At 70.8% G+C, this 21,471-nt stretch carries 11 protein-coding genes and 1 pseudogene; 5 read left to right on the top strand and 7 right to left on the bottom strand.

Annotated elements, in window-relative coordinates; all coding sequences use genetic code 11:
- Positions 1 to 126, top strand: a pseudogene (locus tag ACTOWY_RS40225) (IS630 family transposase); the annotation flags it as partial.
- Here the strand turns inward: ACTOWY_RS40225 and ACTOWY_RS40220 are convergent.
- From ACTOWY_RS40220 to ACTOWY_RS40205, 4 genes are all read right to left on the bottom strand, one after another.
- The gene (locus tag ACTOWY_RS40220; RefSeq protein WP_441314852.1) at positions 123 to 1,718 is read right to left on the bottom strand and encodes a PHP domain-containing protein; all 1,596 of its coding nucleotides are present in this window, start codon (positions 1,716 to 1,718) and stop codon (positions 123 to 125) included. The pseudogene ACTOWY_RS40225 and the gene ACTOWY_RS40220 overlap by 4 nt on opposite strands.
- 248 nt (positions 1,719 to 1,966) lie before the next feature.
- Complete coding sequence (locus ACTOWY_RS40215) at positions 1,967 to 2,701, bottom strand: lysophospholipid acyltransferase family protein (RefSeq protein ID WP_441314851.1); 735 nt, start codon at positions 2,699 to 2,701, stop codon at positions 1,967 to 1,969.
- Positions 2,702 to 2,801: 100 nt separating this feature from the next.
- Positions 2,802 to 4,166 carry a pyridoxal phosphate-dependent decarboxylase family protein gene (locus ACTOWY_RS40210; RefSeq protein ID WP_441314850.1) on the bottom strand — a complete coding sequence of 455 codons (1,365 nt, stop codon included), beginning with the start codon at positions 4,164 to 4,166 and terminating at the stop codon, positions 2,802 to 2,804.
- 42 nt (positions 4,167 to 4,208) lie between these two features.
- Positions 4,209 to 5,030: an AraC family ligand binding domain-containing protein gene (locus tag ACTOWY_RS40205; protein WP_441314849.1), complete on the bottom strand. Its 822-nt coding sequence runs from the start codon at positions 5,028 to 5,030 to the stop codon at positions 4,209 to 4,211.
- Between the two features lie 152 nt (positions 5,031 to 5,182).
- Here ACTOWY_RS40205 and ACTOWY_RS40200 point away from each other — a divergent pair, with 152 nt between their 5' ends.
- Positions 5,183 to 6,487, top strand: coding sequence for a cytochrome P450 (locus ACTOWY_RS40200; protein ID WP_441314848.1), 1,305 nt, complete (start codon positions 5,183 to 5,185; stop codon positions 6,485 to 6,487).
- A gap of 219 nt (positions 6,488 to 6,706) precedes the next feature.
- Positions 6,707 to 8,728: an NB-ARC domain-containing protein gene (locus ACTOWY_RS40195; protein ID WP_441314847.1), complete on the top strand. Its 2,022-nt coding sequence runs from the start codon at positions 6,707 to 6,709 to the stop codon at positions 8,726 to 8,728.
- Here the strand turns inward: ACTOWY_RS40195 and ACTOWY_RS40190 are convergent.
- Together ACTOWY_RS40190 and ACTOWY_RS40185 are read right to left on the bottom strand one after the other, a co-directional pair.
- Complete coding sequence (locus tag ACTOWY_RS40190) at positions 8,688 to 9,878, bottom strand: hypothetical protein (protein WP_441314846.1); 1,191 nt, start codon at positions 9,876 to 9,878, stop codon at positions 8,688 to 8,690. The genes ACTOWY_RS40195 and ACTOWY_RS40190 overlap by 41 nt on opposite strands.
- Complete coding sequence (locus tag ACTOWY_RS40185; RefSeq protein ID WP_441314845.1) at positions 9,784 to 11,673, bottom strand: glycosyltransferase family 4 protein; 1,890 nt, start codon at positions 11,671 to 11,673, stop codon at positions 9,784 to 9,786. Before ACTOWY_RS40185 ends, ACTOWY_RS40190 begins: the two co-directional genes overlap by 95 nt.
- Positions 11,674 to 12,168: 495 nt before the next feature.
- Here ACTOWY_RS40185 and ACTOWY_RS40180 point away from each other — a divergent pair, with 495 nt between their 5' ends.
- On the top strand, positions 12,169 to 13,086 hold the full coding sequence (locus tag ACTOWY_RS40180; protein ID WP_441314844.1) for a M23 family metallopeptidase: 918 nt from the start codon (positions 12,169 to 12,171) through the stop codon (positions 13,084 to 13,086).
- 19 nt (positions 13,087 to 13,105) lie between these two features.
- Here ACTOWY_RS40180 and ACTOWY_RS40175 read toward each other — a convergent pair whose 3' ends face one another.
- On the bottom strand, positions 13,106 to 13,990 hold the full coding sequence (locus tag ACTOWY_RS40175; protein WP_441314843.1) for a hypothetical protein: 885 nt from the start codon (positions 13,988 to 13,990) through the stop codon (positions 13,106 to 13,108).
- A gap of 567 nt (positions 13,991 to 14,557) precedes the next feature.
- Between ACTOWY_RS40175 and ACTOWY_RS40170 the strand changes: the two genes are divergently transcribed.
- A complete protein-coding gene (locus ACTOWY_RS40170; RefSeq protein WP_441314842.1) occupies positions 14,558 to 21,469 on the top strand; it encodes a PA14 domain-containing protein in 6,912 nt (2,303 codons plus the stop codon).
- Positions 21,470 to 21,471: the final 2 nt, after the last annotated feature.

Genomic DNA, 21,471 nt, shown 5'->3' with positions numbered 1-21,471 from the left:
CGCCTCCGCCAGACCCACGCCTACTTCCGCAGCCGAACCACCGAGCAGCACCTCACCACTGCCGCCCCTTGGACCAGCCCCTGGCTACCCGAAGGTTTCGGACAAGACTTCTGGCCAGGTGCTTAGGCGGGCAGCGCCCACATCGGGTTGGTGTAAAACCACAGGTCCTCCCACGGGTCGGCGTCCCCGGCCACGTCCATCGCCGGACCGGCCGGATCCACCGCCGCACCACCGAGTCCGACCGCGACCCGCTTGCCGTCGGTGCCCCGCAGCCGCAGGTAGAACGGGCCGTCCAGGCGCCCGAGGGAGTGGGTGAACTTCGCGGTGCCCGCGGTGGCGGTGACCGTGAAGGAGCGCACCACCTTCGTCTTCGGCGCGGAGAAGGTGTCCCGGTCGGCGACCGGACCGGTCACCTCGCCCTGGACGATGTCCACCCTGGCCAGTTTGGGCACGAACTGCGCCCAGTTCGGCAACCGCGCCAGGTCCACGCTGATCACCAGCTCCAGCGGGGTGCCCCGCCGCGCCCGCAGCACCCCGCCCAGCGTGACGCTGTCCTGTGCCCACCGGTCCGCGGTGCGCAGCCGGATGTCCAGCCCGGCCACCAGCGCGCCGTGGTCCACCCAGACCCGCCCGGCCCGGATCCCGGCCATCACCGCGCGATAGGAGTGCCCGTCCGCGCCGACGTGCGTGCGGGTGTAGGCGCCGGGCCAGAAGTCGGCGTTGGTGAGATCGGGCACGGTCCCGTGCACGGCGTCGGCGAGCTTGCCGTCGCGGTCGAAGTTCGAGCCGGGGCCGGTGACGGCGGTGTCGCCGTAGATGGCGTGCGAGTCGGAGTTCGCGGTGACCCACCACGGCCTGCCCTCGGCGAGCAGGCTGTCCCACAACCCGCCCACGGTGGCGGTCATCCAGTCGAAGCCGCCGAAAGTCCGGTAGCTCGCCGGCGGGTAGGCGGGGAAGGAGTCCGGGCCCGGCTCCATGAAGTAGTAGCCGCGGGAGAGCCCGGCGCCGTGCGGCTTGGCGATGCCCGCGGCCTGGTGCCCCGGCGCGGCCTCCATGCCCACCGCGATGTGCGGCTGGGCATCGCGCCAGTTCCGGATCTCGTGCGGGGTGTCGATACCCTGCCGGGCCGGGTGGTTGGCCAGGAACAACACATCCTCGATCCGCCTGCGCCGCAACGCCTCGGCCAGGAAGTCGATGCCCGCGATGGCCAGTGCCTCGTTGGCAGGGGTGCTGGTCAGGGCGTTACGCACGATACCGTCGAAGGAGCCCTCGAACTCCTTGAGCACCCGCACTTCCTCCCGTCCGGGATGGACGAACACGGTGCCGTGCTCGGCGGCCGGGATGTTCCACTCCAGCCCCTGGAACACCAGCGCGTCCGGCACATCCCGGCGGGCGGCCACGATCTCCGGGTGCACCCGTTCCACCCCGATCCGGGCGTGGGTCGGACCGCCGTGGTCGGTGATCACCATCCAGTCCAGCCCGTGCGCTGCGCCCTGCCGCACGTGGTCGATCACCCGGTAGCGACCGTCCAGGCTGTACTGGGTGTGGATGTGATGGTCCCCGGCAAGCCACCGGTAACCCCCGCGCGGGGGTGGCGCTGCACTCGCGGTCACACCGAGAATCCCTGGCGCCACGGCTAGTCCGGCGCCGAGCAGCCCGGCCCGGCGCAGCATCGTCCGGCGGGACAGCCCATCCGGTGGCAGCGCCTCATCCGGCACCGCCTGGTCCAGTGCCTCGGGTAGTGGGTGGTCATGGTCATGGTGGTGATGCTGATGATGGTCCACAGCCGGTGGATCGGAGCCGGTCGAAGCCGACCTGGATAGCCCACCCTGGTGACTCCGCGGGCAACCGTTCGCACCGGGTGTCGGCCCAGGTCGTGCTGGTCACGGCGAGAAACCCAGACAGATAGTTCAGCCTTCGCGACTGCGGAGAACTCGGACCGTAACGCCGGTCGTGGGGGGAGGGCCTAGCCCGGCGACCGGGTGTCCAGGGCGGCGGCCTCGGCGGGGGTGGGGGCGGTGCCGCCGAGGTGGGCGGGCTGCCACCAGGTCTGGTCCGCGGCCGGGCTGTCCGGGTAGTCGCGCTGGGCCTTGTCCACCAGTTCGGTCATCCGGGCGCGCAGTTCGGCGGTGACCGCGGTGGCGTCCTGCTCCGGAGTCGGGTGCAGGGGCTCGCCGATCAGGATGGTGATCGGCAGGTGCCGGGTGCCCAGGGCGCGCGGGCGGCCCTTGGTCCACATCCGCTGGGTGCCCCACAGCGCCATCGGGATCAGCGGTGCGGCCGCGGCGGCCGCCAGCCGGACCGCGCCGGACTTGATGTCCTTGACCGTGAACGAGCGGCTGATCGTGGCTTCCGGGAACACCCCGATCACCTCGCCGGTGCGCAGCGCGGCCAGGGCCTGCTCGTAGGCGGCCTCGCCTGCCTTGCGGTCCACCGGGATGTGGTGCATGCCGCGCATCAGCGGGCCGGAGATCCGGTTGTCGAAGACCTCCTTCTTGGCCATGAAGCGGGTCAGCCGCTTGGCTGGCAGCGCGCCGAGTCCGGCGAAGATGAAGTCCAGGTAGCTGACGTGGTTGCTGGCCAGCACGGCGCCGCCCTGGCGGGGGATGTGCTCGGCGCCGTCGATCCGGATCCGCATGTCCAGCACCCGGAACATGGTCTTCGCCAGTGCGATGACCGGGGGGTAGACGATCTCAGCCATGGGTGGTTGCCGACCGATCTGCAGCAGGGAAACCGGACATTACCGAAGCTAGGCCGTTCCGGATAACCCGGCAAGGCGGCGGTGCCGGAAGCAGTCGATCTCACTCGCGTCCCAGCATCCGGATGATCTCGATCGCCTCGGCCACCCTGGCCGCGTCCGTGCGGTGGCTGAGCACGCACAGCCGGAGCAGGTACTGGCCGTGCAACCGGGTGCTGGACAGGAAAATACGTTCGGTGGCGTTGATCCGTTCGAGCAGGCGCTGGTTGTCCGCGTCGTCGCCGTGCTTGCGGCGGAACACGTTCACCGTCAGGTCCGGCTGCACTGGAACGTCCATTTCGGACAGTGCGGACAGTTCGCGGTGCACCTCGGCGGCCAGGTCGAGTTTCTCGTCCAGGGCCTGGCGGAACGCGGCGACGCCGTGCAGGTGCAGGGGCAGCCACATCCGCAGGCCGCGGAACTCGCGGGTCAGTTCGGGGCCGAGGTCGCAGAAGTCGGGCGGCCACGGGTCGCGGCGCAGGTCCTGGAGGTAGCTCGCGTCCACGGTGTGCGCGGCGCGCAGGGTGTCCCGGTCCCGCACCAGCAGCACCCCGGTGCCGTAGGGCAGGAACATGGTTTTGTGCGGGTCGAAGGTGATGGAGTCGGCGAGTTCGATGCCGCGCAGTTTCGCCCGGCCGCGTTCGGTGAGCTGGAATCCGCCGCCGTAGGCGCCGTCGACGTGGAACCACAGGCCGTGCCGGGCGGCGATCCCGGCCAGGTCGGCCAGCGGGTCGATGGTGCCGGTGCTGGTGCTGCCCGCCGTGCCGACCAGCAGGAATGGTTCCCTACCGACCGTTCGGTCGGCGGCGATGAGTGCTTCGGCGGCCGCCGGATCCATTCGGTGTTCGGCGGTCACCGGCACCACCCGCACCTGGTCGGGGCGCAGTCCGGCGATCAGCGCGGCCTTGGCCACGCTGAGGTGGGTGTGTTCGGTGACGTAGAGCGTGCCGCGGTCGTGCCGAGGGCCGAGCCGGTCGTGCCGGGCGGCGACCACCGCGGACAGCGTGGCCAGCGAGCCGCCGGTGGTGATCAGCCCGCCCGCGGTGGCGGGTAAGGCGAACTCGCGGCAGAGCCAGTCGAGCACGCTGTCCTCCAGCGCGACCAGGTCCGGCGCGGTCGCGGCGACCCCGGTGAACCGATTGACCACAGTGGACAGGAACTCGCCGATCGAGGCCGAGATCAGCCCACCGGCCGGGAAATACGCCAGGTAGCCGGGTCCGGCGGTGTCCACCGCGTTGGCCGCCGCCTCCCGGAACACCGCCAGCAGCTCGGCGAACTCACCGGGTTCCTCGGCGGGCGGGTCGAACGGCTTGGCGCCGGTGAGCCGGGAGGCGGGCGCGGCGGACAGGCCGGCCAGGAAGTCGGCGGTCAGCTCGGTGGTGGCCACCATCATCGCGGCCAGCTCCGCGCGGCTCGGGTCCAGTGACATGATCGCCACGATAGGAACCGCAGGTCAGTGCGGTCTTGTACGTTATTGCGCCCGCCAGCGCAGGTAACCGCCCGGCGGCACGCCGACCATGCGCCGGAAGTGCCGGGACAGGTGCGCCTGATCGACAAAACCGACCTCGGCGGCGGCCTGCGCCGGGCGGATCCCGCGCTCCAGCAGTTCCCTGGTCAGCCGCACCCGTTCCTGGTTGAGCCAGGCGTGCGGCGGCAGCCCGAACCGCTCCCGGAACCCGCGCAGCAGCACGAACCGCCCCAGCCCGACCTCGGCGGCCAGCTCGTCCAGACTCGGCGGCCCGGCCATCCGGGCCAGCAGCAGCTGCCGTGCCAGCTCCAGCCTGCCCGCCCCCGCCCGCACCGGCCGAGGCTCCCGCGCCTGGGTGCCGTGCTGCAGCCACAGCCGCCCGATCGCCTGGTACAGCAGGGTTTCCGAACTCAGGTGGGCCTGCTGCTCGGCAGCCCGGTGGGCGGCCAGGATCGCCGCCGCCAGCTGCCGGTCGTAACTCGGCTCGCCGTGGAAGGCGGGTGTCCCGGCGGGTCCGCCGAGTTCCCGCACCGCCGCCGAGACCAGGTCCAGGCCGGGGTAGAGCACCCGGTAGGCCCAGCCGTCCGCGCCGGTGGCCTGCCCGGTGTGCACCTCGCCAGGGTTGACACAGGTGATCCCGCCCGCGCCGATCACCCGGGTGTCCGAGCCGACGTGCAGCACCTCGGATCCCTGCTGTATCACGCCGATCGCGTAGGTCTCGTGGCTGTGCCTGCTGAAGGCGTGCCCGCGGAACCGGGCCGCCATCAGGTCCAGTCCGGGCACGCTCGGATGCCGCCAGTACCGCGCGGGTTCGGCCGTCGCCACCCCCACACCGTACGCGTCGTCTCCGGCCGGTCCACTCGATCGGATCATCAAGTCCGCGAATGGCCGGTCGTGCCCAACGCCGCGCTTATGGTCAAGAAGCGTGGCGCCCAAGGAAACCGGAGTGTCCACAAGGGACTGAGAAAGGGCATCTCGTGACTCACCTTGGCACCGCCGCCGCACTGCGCCTCGGCCTGCGCATCCGCGCCGAGTTCGTGCTGGGCCGCCTGCTCGGCGCCTGCGGCGACCAGCTCTCCCGGCTGAACTGGCCACGGTCGCTGGAAGATCCTTACCCGCTCTACGAACGCATTCGCCGCCGGGGCCCACTGCACAAGCAGCCGGGCGGAGCGTGGGCGACCACCTCTTATTCGGTGGCCAGGCAGGTGCTGCGCGACCGCCGGTTCGGGGTGCCGATCGCACCGGGCAGCCTGCCGGTGACCGCGGTGAACCGGTACTTCCCGCGTTCCATCGTCCAGCTGGACCCACCCGAGCACACCCGGCTGCGACGGGTGGTCGCCCCCGTGTTCACCCCGGCCCGGATGGCCGGCTACCGGGCGGGCATGCAGGCCACGGTGGACGAACTGCTGGACCGGCTGGCAGGCCAGGACCAGTTCGACCTGATCACCGATCTGGCCATCCCGCTCGCGGTCGCCCTGACCGGCGATCTGCTGGGCATCCCGCCGACCGAGCGGTCGGGACTGGCCGAGTACAGCTTGGCGGTCGGATCGAACCTGGGCGGGGTGCGTTCGGTCCGCGACGCGGAGGAACTGCTGACCAGGGGCCGGGACCTGACCGGCCAGTTCGACCGGTTGCTGGCCGCCGCCCCGCCCGCGGCCGAACTGCCTGCCCGGCTCGTGGCGGCCAGGGCCGAGGGGACGCTGACCACCGCCGAGGCCCAGGCCATCCTGCTGCTGTTGGTGGCCGCCGGGATCGACACCTCGGTCGGCATGATCGGCAACGCCGCGCACGCCCTGCTGCGGCACCCGGACCAGTGGGCGCTGCTGTGCGCACGACCGGAACTGGCGCCACGCGCGGTGGAGGAGGCCCTGCGCTACGACCCGGCGGCCCAACTCACCGCACGCCTGGCCCACGAGGACGTCGAACTCGCCGGCCAGATGATCAAGGACGGTCAGGTGGTGCTGGTGCTGATCGCCGCGGCCAACCGGGACCCGGCCGCCTACCCCGCCCCGGACCGCTTCGACCTCACCCGCCAGGGCGAACCGGACAACCTCGCCTTCGCCAACGGCATCCACTTCTGCCTGGGCGCCAGCCTGGCCCGGCTGGAGGGCGAGGTGCTGTTCCGGGCGCTGGCCGAGCGGATGCCGTCACTGCGGCTCGCGGGCAGGCCCAGGCGGCTGATGTCCACCGGGACCCGGGCGTTCGAGGCGTTGCCGGTGACGAACTCGGTCCGGCACAGCGTTGGCGGCCAGTCTGCGGTGGTCGCGGGGCGCGGCCGGTAGGCAAGGGTGACGTACTTGGAGTAGCGCACCCGCCCGCGGCTGAGCGGGTGGCGGGCCTGGTTCCCGGCGACCACTACTCGATGCTGGTCGAACACGCGGACACCACAGCCGCGGCCATAGCCGCCTGGCTCAGCCAGCCCGGCCGGTCAGCGCGCGGGAGATCACCTCCGCTGGGTAGGATCGCGCCATTACCGGATTGACGGTGACGGGGGACGGGGAGTGACCGGAACGAGCCAGGCGCCGGCCGCCATGCTGCCGGTGCCGCGCCTGGTGGTGAACCGGACCGCCGAGTTCGAGCAACTGCACCGGGACATCGCCGAGGCACTGGACTCGGGTCAGCAGGGGGTCATCGTGGCCACCGGACTGCCCGGCGTCGGCAAGACCACCCTGATGGCCTGGTGCGCGCACCAGGTGCGCGACCGCTTCCCCGACGGGGTCTTCTTCGCCGGGCTCGGCGCCTCCAGTGAGACGGTCTCCCCGGAGGACGTGCTTCGCCGGTTCCTGCGGCGGCTCGGCGTGCAGAAACCCGGCGCGACCCTCGACGATCTCGTGGACGAGTACCAGCACCTCACCACGGACAAGCGGTTGCTGGTGCTGCTCGACGACGTCGCCTCCGCCGCGCAGGTGAAGCTGCTGCTGCCCAATTCCCCGCACAGCCTGGTCCTGGCGACCAGCCGCAGGTGGGCAGAGGGCTTCGAGCTTGAGGACTTCACCGTGCTCCGGGTGCAGGTGTTCGAGCCCGCCAGTTCGGTGGAACTGATCGGCAACCGGATCGAGGCCACCAGACTGGCCGCCGCCGCGGACCTGCGCGCGCTCGCGGACCTGTGCGGTCACCTGCCGCTGGCCCTGCGGATCGTCAACGCCCGCCTGCGCTCCCGCAGGCACCTCTCCGCCGAGGAGTGCCTCCGGGAACTGCGCGCCGCCGACTCGGTGACGGGGGAGCTGCGCGTCGACGAGGACCTCCCGGTCGTCAGGATCTTCGACGCCGCCTACGCCGAGCTGAGCTACGCCGGCCGGCGGGCGCACCGGCTGCTGCCCCTGCATCCAGGGGCCCGGTTCGGCGTCGAGGCCGCCAGGGCGTTGTTCGGGCCGGAACAGGACCACCCGGAACGCGTGCTGGCGGAACTGGTCCAGGCCAACCTGCTCACCGAGGTCGCGCCGGACCGGTACGAACAGCACAGCCTCCTCCGCGACCACGCCGCGGCCGTGCACGCGGCGGAGGACGAGCCGACCGATCCGCGGCCCGCGATCCGCCGGGTGCTCCTGCACTACCTGGAGTTCGCCGCGACCCGCGCCCGGTCCATGGACAAGCGGTACCGCCTGGGCGACTACTTCGACGGCAGGACCTCGCCCGCCTACACCGGTCCGGACGCCTGGCGGGCGGCGGTGGCCGACCTCGAACTGGAGCAGGCCAACCTGAGTCGCGCGGTGCGGCTGGCCGGGGAGGAGCACTTCCCCGAGCTGTGCTGGCAACTGTGCGAGGCCCTCTCGGCCTACCTGTTCCAGCTTGACCTGTTCGAGCTGGGCGTGCGGATGTGCACCGCCGGTCTCGCCGCCGCCGAACAGATCCGCCAGCAGACCGGCCTCGCCACGCCGTTGGCGACCATGCACCTGCAGCTGGGCACCGCCTGTTTCACCAAGGAGGACAACCAGCGCGCCGCCGAGCAGTTCGACCAGGCGGAGGCGCTCGCCGACAGCCTGCCCGAGGACGGGGCCGGGCTGTTCATCCGGGCCAAGATCCACCAGTGGCAGTCGTTCGTGCACCAGCGGCTGGGCAGGCACGAGCAGGCGGTCCAGCGGATCCGCCGGTCCAGGGACCTCGTCCAGGACCCGCGCTTCCCGGCCGAACACCACCCGAGGGAGCTGGCGCTGGTCCACCTCAACGGGGTGACGATGTTCGCCAGGGCCGGTCAGGCGGCGGAGGCGATCGAGGCGGGGCGGGCCGCGATGGCGCACTTCACCGGCCACCGCGAGGTGCACAACACGGCCAAGGCGGCGGCCAACTTCGGCGAGGCGCTGGCCATCCTCGGCGGCGAACACACCGAGGAGGCGCAGTCCCTGCTGCGTTCCGCGTTCCGTCAGCTGGCCGACCTGCCGTTGACATCCTGGGAGCGGCACACCGCGGAGGTGCTCGCCGACCTGCTGGAGCGCACCGGCGGTGGCGCGGAGGTGGCGGCGCTGCGGGCCAGGGCCGCGGCCATCAAGGCAGAGCAGGCGAAGCAGCGCCGTCGAGCGGACTGACCACGATCGAGTCCAGCAACACCGTCCGGCTGCCCGTGGTGATCGGGACCTGGCTGGGCATGGCCGCCGGATCACGCCGGGCCGCCAGCCAGGTGTGGACGAACGCGGCGGCCAGCGCGGGCGCCTCGGTGCGCAGCCGCACCTCCCAGCTGTCCCGGAACCGGATCCGGCACTCGCCGGGGTCCGCGGTGGCCAGCACCGTCGCGGCGCGGTGCCGCTCGCGGGCGCCGTCCAGGTCGGCGACGAGCACCACGGAGGCTTCGGCCACCAGGGTCTGCTGGGCGTGGTCCTCGTGCACCACCAGGCAGGCCGGGTCCAGGTGGTCCGCCGCGTCGCCGCTGATCTCCGCCGGATAGCGGGCGATGGTCGCCGAGGCATCCCGCAGAGTGCAGACGATGTGGTCCGCGGTCGCGAGCTGGCGGTGCGGGCTGAGGCCCGCGCCCAGCGAGATCACCGGCACCGGTGCGGCCCGCGCGGGTTCGGCCAGGTCCAGGTGCCGGTAGAACAGCGTGCGCAACCGGTCGGCCGACTCACCTGGACAGGAGGTCAGGGCGGCCCGGACCTCGGCTCCGGCCGTCGGCGCGGCGGAGCGGAGGGCCTGTTCGAGCTGCGGGCGCAGCGGGGTGTCGCGGTGCAGGCGGGGCGCGGTGCGGCCGAGCAGGTCGGCGGCCGAGCCGGGGACCACGTCGGCCTCGGGGAAGACGGCCAGCAGCACCGGCACTCCGGCCCCGGCGGCGTAACACGAGGTGGCGCCGCTGTCGCCGAGCACCAGATCGGCCGCGATCAGCGCCGCCTGCCAGCCCTCGGCAGGCGGCACCAGCACGAGTCCGGCCCGGATGCAGTCGGCCAGCCAGGTGTGCACCTGCCAGGGACCGTGGCCGTGCCAGATGTTCGGGTGCAGAAACGCGCACACACGGGTGGATTCGGCATCCACGGCGGCCAGGGTTTCCCGGAACAGCGACGGCCAGGAACCCAGCAGCGAACGAGGTGACCAGGTGCTGGTGATGGTGATCAGCCGCTGGCCGGGCTCGACCCCCAGCTGGGCGCGGTAGCGGTCACGTAGGTGCAGACTGCGCAGCATCCGGTCGAAACACGGATCGCCCGCGACGACCGCGGTGTGCGCGGCCGCCGGGGTGCTCGCCTGGAGCACCGGGAGTTCGTTCTCGTGGGAGAGCACGAGTGAGCGGGCGATGGGGCGGCCGTCGTAGAGCAGCCACTCCGGGCCGAAGCCGAACGGGTTCCGGGTTCCGGGTTCCGGGCGAGTATTTAGCGTAGCCAGCACCATGCGGCAAGATCACGATCGGTGCGGTCAGCTCGGTGAGTCCGCCGAAATTCGCCGCGATGGCGAGGTCGAACCGGGTGTCGATGGCCTGGTGCCACGGGATGGTCACCACCCCCAGCTGTCCCAGGAACTGCTCCAGCCCGTGCCGGAAGGGATCCGATCCGTTCCAGCTGAACACCACCTGCACCCTCGGGTCGGAGTCGAACACCGTCACCACGTCCAGCAGCCGCAGCAACGAGGTGACGTGGTGTGCGACGACCAGCACGAGGCGTTGTGGCTCAACGGTGTTCCAGTGCCGGGCCTGGAGACCGATCGGGACCTTGACCGGGGGCACTGTGGACACTGGACTCCCTGCGAGTACGGGTGGCGCGGACCTGCCGAGCAACCGTAACCGATCATCGGGATCGGGCAGCCGCAGCCACGGGGCCACCTCGGTCAGGAACCGGCGGACCGCGTCCACGTGGTCGTGCCCGCGCACCGCGCGGTGGAAACCGGCCGCGCGCATCGCGGCCCGTTCCGGTCCGGTCAGGGCAAGACCGCGCCGGATCGCCTCGGCCAGCAGTCCGGGCGACCCGGGTGGGCAGCGGAAACCGGTGACCCCCTCGACGACCTGGTCCGCCAGCCCACCCGCGGTGGTGGCGATGACCGGCGCCGCGCCGCAGGCGAAGGCTTCCAGGGGGATCCGGCCGAACGGCTCGACCCGGGACGGCACCACCACCCCGCGCAGCCCGGGGTGGCCGAGCACATCGGCCACCCGCGGGGTGAACCTGGTCAGCACCGTCGCGTTGATCGACAGCTCCCGCAGCCGATGTCGCAGCACCTGTTGGTAGCCGGTGGTTTCCGGGGCCTCATCGCTGGCGGCGAGCACCAGCGGTGGCAGCGCGACCCGGTTCCGGCGGAGCAGGGCCAGTGCGTCGAGCAGGTCCTCGAATCCCTTGTAGGGCTGGGCCCGGCCCATGGCGAAGAGGAACTCCGGCGGCAGTTCCCCCGCACCCGGCAGCTGTCCGGCCGGCTGGTAGCGCGTCCAGTCCGAGTGGGACAGGCCATCCCGCAGGGACACCAGCGCGGCTGGTGGCACGTCGTAGCCGGAGCTGAGGTGCTCGGCCATGAACCCGGAGATCGCCCCGACGCGGGTGCCGTCGGCGAGCCCACTGTGCAGCCCCGCGCGTTCCCAGGCGATCCGGGCCGTCTCGTGCGGGGTGTGCAACTGCCCGCTGGAGCGGGGGATGAGCACCGTGCCTGCCCGGGTGGCCGGGGCCAGTTCGCCGGCCAGTCCGAGGAAGGGGACGTCGAAGGCGAGCACGAGCATTCTGCTCGCGCCGGGCACGACCTCGGTCTGGATTCGCCGGGCGGTGTGCGCGCAGAGTCGCCGGAAGTTGTCCAGCCCGCCCCAGCGGTCCCGGCCGCCGGTGCCGTTGCGGACCGGCAGGACCTCGGCGTGCACCCGGTCGAGCAGTCGCCGGGCGCGGGCGTGCCAGTCCGGGTGGCGTTCCCAGCCGTGCGTACCGAGCCACACCGGCAACAGCACCAGTCGCGCCTGTGCGGGCAGCAGGCTGGTGAGTGCGTCCAGGAAGCCGAAGTTCGCGTAGCCCGCGCCGGTGCCGCAGCCGTAGTACCCGTCGTGCACCGCGACCGCGATGGTCGGTCGCCGCACCCTGAGCATGGACCCATTCCACTACGTGCCTGCCACCGCACCGCGGGTGGGTGGCCCGCGCCGGGCGGGAGTCGCTGGGCCGGATCGGGGTTCCGGGGCGCCGATCCGGCCCAGCGAGTGCCGTTTCCGGCCCGCTCGGCGCCGTACCGGGGCGAGGGGGGAGACCGAGGGGCGGGTCCGTCCGTGGCTGCGGACGGTGGCGTGCACCTGTCTACCGCGTGCGGGTTGTCTACGGTCGGCGGGCCGGCGCCGCACAAACAACCCGCGCGCACCAATCAACCGGTCGGTCGGTAGTCCGGTCCGGCTGGAACATCAGAGTATTGCCGCCGTCGCTGCTGCTCCGGGCATTCCCGCACCGTTCTGATCAGGCCGATTTCCCGATCGCTTTCAGACTGTTGCCGCCCAGGTCCAGGGCACTGGGGCCGGGCGTTGACGGTGTGTGCCGGCGGCGCTGAGCCTCGTGTCGAACCCACCCTGCGTTTGTGGTTCGGAGAGGACGATGCAATGGGAAGACTACGTTTGACGGTGGTCGCGCTGACCGCCTTGCTCGCGGCGGCCCTGCCCCTGCCCGCCACCGCCGCCCCCGCCCCGCTGGAACCCGCCGTGGTCCAGGCGATGCTGACCGAACGCGCCACCACCGCTCCCGCGCTGACCGCCCAGGGCCGTGCGGCCGAGGTGGATGTGCGGCGGCGGGACGTGACCGGTGGCTGGGTGTTCGGGTCCGCCGTGCTCACCGCGCCCGCGGTCGAAGGGGCGGCGCCGGACTCCTGGTTGTTCCTGGCCCGGCGGACCGCTCGTGGGTGGCTAGTGGAGCTAGACACCGGTCGGGGGTTCGCGGGGCTGGCCGCTCGCTCGCCGGAGTCGGTGCTGTCGGCGGGGGAGAAGTCGACCTTCGCGGCCAACGCGCGCAACGCGGCCGCGCCCACCGGGCTCGCGCTGCCGTACCCGGCGGGGGTGGCCTGGACCATGATCGGCGGCCCGCACGGCTGGAGCGGGCAGCCGCGGCCGTGGAGTTCGGTGGACCTCAACGGCGGTGACCGGCGGGTGCTGGCCGGGCAGAGCGGGCGGGCGTACTGGATGTGCCGCAACGGCGGGCACATCCGGATCATCCACGACAACGGCTGGACCACCGAGTACTACCACCTGCTCGACGAGATCAAGCCGGACGGCGCGCCGGTCAAACTCGGCGACTACCTCGGGCTGACCAGCACCCGGATCCCGTGCGGCGGGTCGGCGGGCAGCAACCACGTGCACTACGCGGTGAAGAAGGGCACCGCGTGGACCGCGCTGAACGGGCTCACCATCGGCGGCTGGACCTTCCGCGAGGGCACCAGGGCCTACAGCGGGTACGCCACCCACCAGACGGTGCGGCGCAACGTCGGCCAGGCACTGACCAACTACGGTCCGGACGACCCGGGCTGAGTCACCCCGGGCGGCCACGTCACTCCCATTCCCAGCGGATGCCGTGGCCGCCCGGCCGGGCATCGGCCTGGGCCAGATGGGTCGCACCCCACCGGGTCAGCGGCAGTTCGGCGAGATCGGTCCAGGGGGTGCCGATGTCGGGCCGCCAGATCCGGTGGCAGCGGGCGGGCAGCGCGGCCGGGTCGAACTGGATCTGCAACAGGTAACTGCGGATCGGGAAGCGGACTCCCCGGTGGTACTCGGTGGCCAGCGGACCGCCCGCGCTGTAGGCCAGTTCGTATTCCAGGACATAGGTTTCCCCGGCCGCCAGCCGCCGCTCGAAGATCAGCTCGACCGCGGTGAGTCCGTTGACCCGGTCCTCCCGCACCCGTCCGATCCGGCACTGCCGGGCCACCCGGATATCGGGCAGCAACGGCGAATCACTGTGGTACACCGCGACATGCCGGTCCACCCCGTCCCGGCGCGCGGCCAGCACCACCTGACCCTGGATGGCGCGTTCCTCCCGGTCCGGGCCGAGCACGATCCGGTCATGATGGCTCAACCAGGCCAGGTCCCCGTCCGGCCGGTGCTGGATCCGGTCCAGCAGGGTGGCCACCCCGGCGTGCACCGGGCAGACCCGGTCCAGCGGCAGCGACCCCGGCACATGGTCCAGCCACCGGCCGCGCGGCCGGGGCGGTCCGAGCAGGGTGAGCAGCGAGTTCCGGGACAGCCCGAGGATGTCCTCCAGGGCCAGCACCGCGCGCAGCGAGACCGGTCGCTCCGGACGGCAGGCCCCGCTCTGCCAGTAGCTCAGGGTGGCCACGCTGACCGGGAGATCGCGGTGGCGCAGGTGGTGCCGCAGCCGTTCCAGGCTCAGGCCGCGGGCGGTGATCGCGGCGCGCAGGGCGTCACTGAAGGCGGACATGCCGGTGTCCTCGGGGTCGGGTGGCCGCCAGCCCAGTGTGCGACAACTCGCGTGTCTACCAACCGGCCGTTCGGGGGAGGCGATGGCGGGTTTGCGTCGATTCCGCGAGCGCCCGGCTCCCTCCCATGGGGGAAGGTCCTCCCTCATCTGACCGAGGCAGGCGTGCCGGGCCGTGGATATGGTCCTCGTGATCTACCGGGAAATGGGGGAGACCGGGTAGATCCTGCGACGAATTCGCCTTTCCCAGCGCGGTTTCCGCTGCGCTGGGTCAGTTCGCTGACAAGTCTCCCCGGTGTGCCGACTGGACGCGAGGTCAGAGTGAGTTCGAATCGAAGGTCATCGTTGTTCCGAAGAGCCGTGGTCGTGGTGACCACGGCCGCGTTGAGTCTTTCGGTCGTATCGGTACCACCGGCGAGCGCGCGGCCGCCTGAGCCCCTCAAGCCGCGCAGCTACGCGGAGATCCCGCGGTTACCCAGTAAGGCGGGCGACGCGGTCACCCCGGTGAACCCGGCCGGTGACTACTCCCGGCGCCCGGAGACAGCTCTCCCGACCGCTCGGTCGGGACCGTTGCCCGCACCGGCGAAGCCGCAGCGCACCGGATTCGTCGAGGGCAAGTCGGAGGTGGTGGAACGCCGTCCGTCCGCGACGATCTACCGGAATCCGGACGGCACCAGGACCGCGAAGATCTTCCAGGGCGTGGTCAACGCGCCGGAGCAGAACACCGGGAAACTGGTGCCGGTCGACGCGACCCTGGAGATCAAGAACGGCGTGGTCGCGCCGAAGGTCGCCGCGGTGCCACTGGAACTGCCCGACCGCACCGACCCCGGCGCGGCGATCACCGTGGGCGCGCCCGCGGCCCAGGCCCGGCTGGAGCTGGAGGGCCTGCGGGACCAGGCCGCCGAGGTCAACGGCGCCGTCGCCACCTACCGGGAGGTGCAACCCGGCGTCGACCTGCAACTGGAGACCACCGCCTCCGGGGTGAAGCAGACCTTCGTCCTGCACCGGGCGGCCAAAAGTCCACAGTGGACCTTCCGGCTGCACCTCTCCGCCGGGCAGACGCCCGAGGCGCGGCCGGATGGCAGTGTGCTGATCAAGAACGCTGCCGGTGCGGTGACCTTCACCGTGCCGCACGCGACGATGTGGGACGCGGTGCGGGACAAGGAATCCGGCGAATGGCGCAAGGGTCCGGTGCAGCAGCGGCTCGAACGCGACGGCAAGGGGTGGCGGATCGTGCTCGCCGCCGACGCCGCCTGGGTGAACGCGCCGGAGCGGAAGTTCCCGGTGCACGTGGACCCCGGCACCTTCGACCAGACCTCGCTGGACTCCTATGTGAGCAGCGAGTTCCCGCGCAACAACTACACCGTTGATCACGAGCCGGGCAACGGCTACATCAACAAGGTCGGGTACTGGCCGGGGGCGGGCTGGAACGAGACCTACCTGTGGTTCGACCTCGGCCCGATGCACGGCAAGCAGATCCTGGGCGCCAATCTCGGCGTGTTCTGGGTGCACTCCAACCTGCCGACGCCGACGAACTTCCGGGTCCGCCCCATTGATTCCGGCTGGCAGCACAACACCGTCACCTGGAACACCAAGCCCGCACTGGGCAGGCCGGAACTGTGGGCCCAGGGGGCAGGCGGCAGCGGGACGATGGTCGGCGTGACCGACTGGGTGCGTGAGTTCACCGCGGGCCGGTGGGGCTATCACGGCTTCGCCCTGGACGCCCCGGACGGCCAGAGCGCCTGGAAGAAGCTGGCGGCCTCCGAGGCCAACCAGCAGGGCGGCGCGCCGGTGCTCTCCATCGACTACAACGACGCACCGCACCAGCCCACGCTGAGCTGGCCCTCACCCGCGGACGGCGCGACCTACCATCAGACCGGGTTCACCTTCGGCGTCGGCGTCGGCGATCCCAACGGCGACGCCCAGCGGGTGGAGTTCTACCTCTCCGAGAGCCAGAACGTCATCGGCAACCCCATCGACGCCGAGGGAGTGGACGTGCCCGCCGGGGGCAACCACGCCCATTCCGCGCGGGTCCGGCAACTCCAGTGGAACAAGCAGTACTACTGGCAGACCCGGACCACCGACGGGCATGCGGACTGGGTGTACTCGCCGGTGTGGAGCTTCCGCACGACGAACCAGAAACCCGCCGTGCCCGGCCTGACCGAACCGGTCGATCGCGCGGTCGTGTCCACCAAACAGCCGGTGCTCAACGCGAATCCGGTCACCGATCCCGACGGTGACCAGGTGCAGTACGAGTTCTCCATCGCCACCGGCGAGGACGGCCGCTCCGGACTGGTCGCCCTGTCCGGCTGGCTGGGAAGTCCACAATGGACAGTTCCGGCCGGGGTGCTCAAGGACGGGGTCACCTACACCTGGACCGTGCGCGCCAGGGACGTGGCGTCCAAGGAGGAGACCTTCTACGCCGCCTCGCGCAAGCTGCGGGTGGACATGCGACTGGGCGCGCAGGCGCCGGTGCCCACGGACAGTTCGGGGCCGGTGACGGTGAACCTGTCCAACGGCAACGTGATCACCAAGCTGAGCACGCCGAAGATGAAGACCGTCGGCGGCGACGTCGGCGTGGAGTTCACCTACAACTCCCAGGGCACCGGCGAATCCGGGCTCGTGGGCTCCTACTTCACCGGTGATTCCGTGGACGGGATCAAGGACACCGATGTCCCGGTGCTGGTCCGCACCGACCCCCAGGTGTCCTTCGACTGGGGCCTGGGCTCGCCCTATCCGGCGGTGATCGGCGATGACGGCTACCGGATTCGCTGGCAGGGCTACCTCAAGGTGCCCGACACCGGGAAGTTCTTCCTGGGCGGGGTGCACGACGACGGCATGCGGGTGTGGGTCAACAACCAGCCGCTCTACGACGACTGGAAGAACTGGTATCCGCCGGGCAGCGCGCCCCGGCTCGGCGCGGCCGGGATCCAGCTGGAGGCGGGCAAGTCCTATCCGATCCGGGTGGAGTACCGCGAGTGGAACGGCGGCGCGCACGTGCAGCTGTGGACCCAGCGGGAAGGCGGCCACCTGATCCCCGTGCCCTCCTCCTGGCTGTCCCCGGTCGCACCCGCGCTCCCACCGGGCTGGTCGATGAGCGCGGACTTCGACGGTGGCGGCAACGGCTACACCAAGGCCGTGCTCACCGAGTCCGGAGTGTCCCTTGTGGACAGCACCGGTGCGTCGCACGCCTACACCAGGCTCTCCGACGGTGGCTACGCGCCGCCAGCCGGTGAGTACGGCACGCTCGCCAGGGACAGCGCGGGCAAACTCACCCTGCTCGACGGCGACGGCACCACCTACGTCTTCAGCGCCTCGGGCAACCTGGAATCGGTCACCTCGGCCACCGACGCCCGCAAACCGGCCGCGGCCACCATGCAGTGGACCCCGGTCGACGCGGCCAACCCCATCGCGCGGCTCACCAAGATCACCGATCCGGTGTCGAACCGTTCGCTGGGCCTGCACTATTCCGGCGAAGCCGAATGCGCGGACACCCAGGGCTGGGACCCGGTGCCACCGGGATTCGTCTGCGCGGTCACCTTCCCCGACGGCGGCAAGAGCAGGCTCTACTTCCACAACGGCAAGCTCGCCGGGTTCGTCAACCCGGGTGAGGAGTGGATGCACCTTGGCTTCCACGCCGACCACCTGCTCTCCACCGTGCGCACCCCGCAGGCGCTGGACTGGATCCGGGCCGACCTGGACAAGCGCAACACCAACGCGGTGGACTACCTGATCGACTACCACCACGACCAGCGGATGGTGAAGGAGATCCGTTCGCCGGAACCCAGTGGTGTCAACCAGAATCCGTCCCAGCGCACCTCGCGGGGCTACGGCTACTACGGCGCGGACAAGGCCACCGTGGTCTGGCTCAGCGGTCTGCCCGCGGGCAGGTGGAGCCGCCGGGTGACCTATGACAAGGGCGGCCGGATGCTCACCGACACCGACGCCACCGACCGCACTACGCACTACCAGTGGGGCGAGGACGACAAGGAACTGGCCAAGACCGATCCGGGTGGCCGCCGGACCACCACGATCTATGACGACAAGGGCAATCCGACCCTGAAGTTCGGCCCGGCTCCCGCGCACTGTTATGACGAGAGCCGGTATCCCACCCACCCCGCACCGGCGGGCTGCGACCAGATGCCGTTGCAGGAAACACATTACGACGGCGGGCACACCGGCCTGTCCAGTGCCTGGTGGGCCAACAGCACGATGACCGGCAAGACGGCCGCCTACTCCACCGCGGCCCCCAACACCGACTGGAGCACCACCCCGCCGGCGCCGGGCATCGACCCCAACGGCGCCTTCTCCGGCCGGATGACCGGGCTGGTCCGCGTCACCGACAACGGCCGCTACACCTTCCAGACAACCGAAAACGACGCCACCGACGGCGCCAGGGTCTACATCGACGACAACCTGGTGCTCGACCGCACTTACGCGCCAACGGTGCTGGAGAAGAAACCGGTCGGCTACTGGCGGCTCGGCGACGGCGACGACCTCGCCCGCGACGCCTCCGGCAACGGACGGGACGGGCGCTATGAGGACAACCCGGGTCGCAACGCCGAGGGCGCGCTGCCGGATGACAGCAACCGCGGGGTTGACTTCACCAACGGCCGGGCCCTGATCGCCGACAACGACGCGCTCGACATCACCGGCCCGCTCACGATCTCGATGTGGGTCAAGCCGTATCGCAACGACGCGGGCGGTGGCTGGCACGAACTGATCAGCAAGTTCCGCGAGAACGACACCACACCCTACGAACTCGCCATCACCCCGGACGGCAGGCTGCAGTTCCGGCAGGTCGGGATGAGCGGCGGCTGGCAGGCCCGGTTGTCGGACAAGCAGATCGCGAACGAGTCGTGGAATCACGTTGTGGTGACACGAGATGAGCGCAACAAGGTCACCTTCTACCTCAACGGGCAGAAGTCCGGCGAGGCCACCTTCGATCACCCGGCGGCGGCCAACTCGGTCCCGCTGGCGATCGGACGCCGTCCCGTCGGCGGCTCCACCCGGTCCATTGTGGACGAAGTCGCGATCTTCAACACCGCACTGGGCGAGCGCGACATCGCCCGGCAGGTCGGCGCGGCCGGACCGGTGAACGGTGACCGGCGCGCCATCGACCTGTCACCGGGCCAGCACCGGTTCCGGGTCGACTACCTGCAGCACGGCCTGTCCGGCAACCAGACCCGGGCCACCCGCGGGATCAATGTGCGGTGGCAACGGCAGGGCGGCATGCTGGTCGAGGTGCCTGCCGGTGAACTCCGGCCCGACTACGGCCTGGCCACCACGGTGCTGGACTACGAGTCCGACGGCGTCCCCGGCCGGGAAACGCTGACCTACCACGGCGGTGACCCTGGCGAGATCGACCGGGCCTACGGGCTGGCGCTGGCGAGCACCGCGGATCCCAAGGGACTCAACCTCGGCACCCGTACCGGGTATGAGAAACCCGGCGAAGGGTTCCTGCGCAAGACGTCCAAAACCATGCCCACCGGGGCGAAAACCACCTACAGCTACTACGGGAACACCGAAACCCGGGACAACCCCTGCACCACGCAGCAAGATCCCGTCAGCCAAGCCGGGCTGGCCAGGACGACCACCTCGGCCACCCCGGGCACCGGCGAGGCCCGCACGGTCGAAGAGGTCTACGACGTCATGGGCCGGGTGGTCGCGAAGGCGATTTCCGGTGCGTGGCAGTGCTTTACCCACGACGGCCGTGGCCGGGTCACCGAACATAAGTTCCCCGCGACCCCGGCCGCCGCGGCCCGGACCGTGCGTACCGACCACGCGGTTGGCGGTGACCCGCTGACGACCTCGCTCGGCGATGAGTTCGGCACTGTCACCACCACGGTCGACCTGCTGGGCCGGACGGTGGCCTACGTCGACGTGCACGGGCTCCGCACCGAGACCGGCTACGACCACCCCGGGCGGGTGGTGTGGGAGAAGGTGATCCCGCCGCACACCGCGGATCCGCCGCAGCTGACCAGTTTCAGCTACGACCACGCGGGCCGGATGATCGAGTCCAAGCTCGGCGAGACCGTGCTGGTCAAGGCCGGATTCGACGCGGCGGGCGAGCTGGCCACCGCCACCTACGCCAACGGCAGCCAACTCAAGGCCGCGACCAGGGACCGCGGCGGCAGGCTTATCGGGCTCACCTGGAAGCTCGCCGACGGCCGGGAAATCGCCGCCACGGTCAAGCGAACCCGTGCGGGCACGGTCATCGACGAGTCACTGGGTGGGGTCGACCCCCGCCCGGACGGCCCGAACTACACCTACGATCCGGCCGGACGACTCCAGGAAGCCTGGGTGGCCGGGCACAAGTACCGCTACGACTACACCAGCACCAGCCACCCCGAATGCCCTGCCGGCAGCCAAACCGACGCGGGCCGCAACACCAACCGGATGTGGCTGCACGACCAGACCGCCGCGGGCACCGCGACCACCGCCTACTGCTACGACGCGGCCGATCGCATCCGCACCACCATCGGCGCCAACGCGCTGACCGGATTCAGCTACGACAGCCACGGCAACACCACCGGATTCACCAGCGGCCCCGCCACCACCGTGCTCGGCTGGGACGGCGCGGACCGCAACATCTCCGCCCGCACCTCGGGCCCGGACCCGGCGGAGGTCAGCTATGTCCGGGATGCCACCGACCGCATCGTGCAACGCACCGCGGTCAAGGGCGACGAGAACAGCATTGTCCGCCAGGGCCACACCGCTGATGGCGACACCTCGGAAATCACCCTCGGCCCGGACAAACGACTGCTCTCCCGGTCGATCGCACTGCCCGGGGGTGTGTTGCACACGCTCAAGGGTGTTGCGGGGCAGTCGACCTGGGATCACCCCAGTGTGCGGGGCGATATCTCCCTGACCACTGGGGCGGATGGCAAGCAGGTCGGCGAGTTGCGGACCTACACGCCGTTTGGTGAGCCGTTGAAGGCTGACGGTGTTGTCGCGCCGGACAATGTGCCGGACAACCAGCCGGGGCAGATGGATTATGGGTGGCTTGGGCAGCACCAGCGTCCGTACGAACATGCCGGGGCACTCACGCTGGTGCAGATGGGCGCCCGGCCGTATCTGCCGGTGCTGGGGCGGTTCCTGTCGGTGGATCCGGTTGAGGGCGGTTCGGCCAACGATTACGACTACACCGCAGCGGATCCGACCAACAAGCTCGACCTGGACGGGAAGTTCTGGTGGGTGGTCGCCCGGCTGGCTTTCCAGGTAGTGGTGGTGGCGGGGCGCCTGCTGGCCCGGAAGATCGCCGCCAACGCGGCACGGGCGGTGGCCCGATACGCGGTGTCCAACTATCTGGCCAAGCACTACATCCGGGTGCAGGCGGTGCATATCTACCGGAGTCTCGTTTACCGGATCTATCTGTCTGAAAGGCAGGAGATTTCCCGATCGGTAGCGGAGAAACTGTGGGACTACTCCGCCAAGGTGTCGAAATGGTTTGCCTGCGCCAAGTTCGGGTGGTGCTTCTGAGC

Origin of the sequence: Crossiella sp. CA198 (assembly GCF_052078295.1) — a bacterium.
Lineage (GTDB): Bacteria > Actinomycetota > Actinomycetes > Mycobacteriales > Pseudonocardiaceae > Crossiella.
Note: the sequence above shows the minus strand (reverse complement) of the source record. Positions and strands in the feature narration are given on the sequence as shown.

What these genes read in the sequence shown, in the direction of transcription:
- ACTOWY_RS40215 (WP_441314851.1), bottom strand. Translation starts at nt 2,701, where the DNA reads ATGGCTGAGATCGTCTACCCCCCGGTCATCGCACTGGCGAAGACCATG.
- ACTOWY_RS40210 (WP_441314850.1), bottom strand. Translation starts at nt 4,166, where the DNA reads ATGTCACTGGACCCGAGCCGCGCGGAGCTGGCCGCGATGATGGTGGCC.
- ACTOWY_RS40185 (WP_441314845.1), bottom strand. Translation starts at nt 11,673, where the DNA reads ATGCTCAGGGTGCGGCGACCGACCATCGCGGTCGCGGTGCACGACGGG.
- ACTOWY_RS40180 (WP_441314844.1), top strand. Translation starts at nt 12,169, where the DNA reads ATGGGAAGACTACGTTTGACGGTGGTCGCGCTGACCGCCTTGCTCGCG.
- ACTOWY_RS40175 (WP_441314843.1), bottom strand. Translation starts at nt 13,990, where the DNA reads ATGTCCGCCTTCAGTGACGCCCTGCGCGCCGCGATCACCGCCCGCGGC.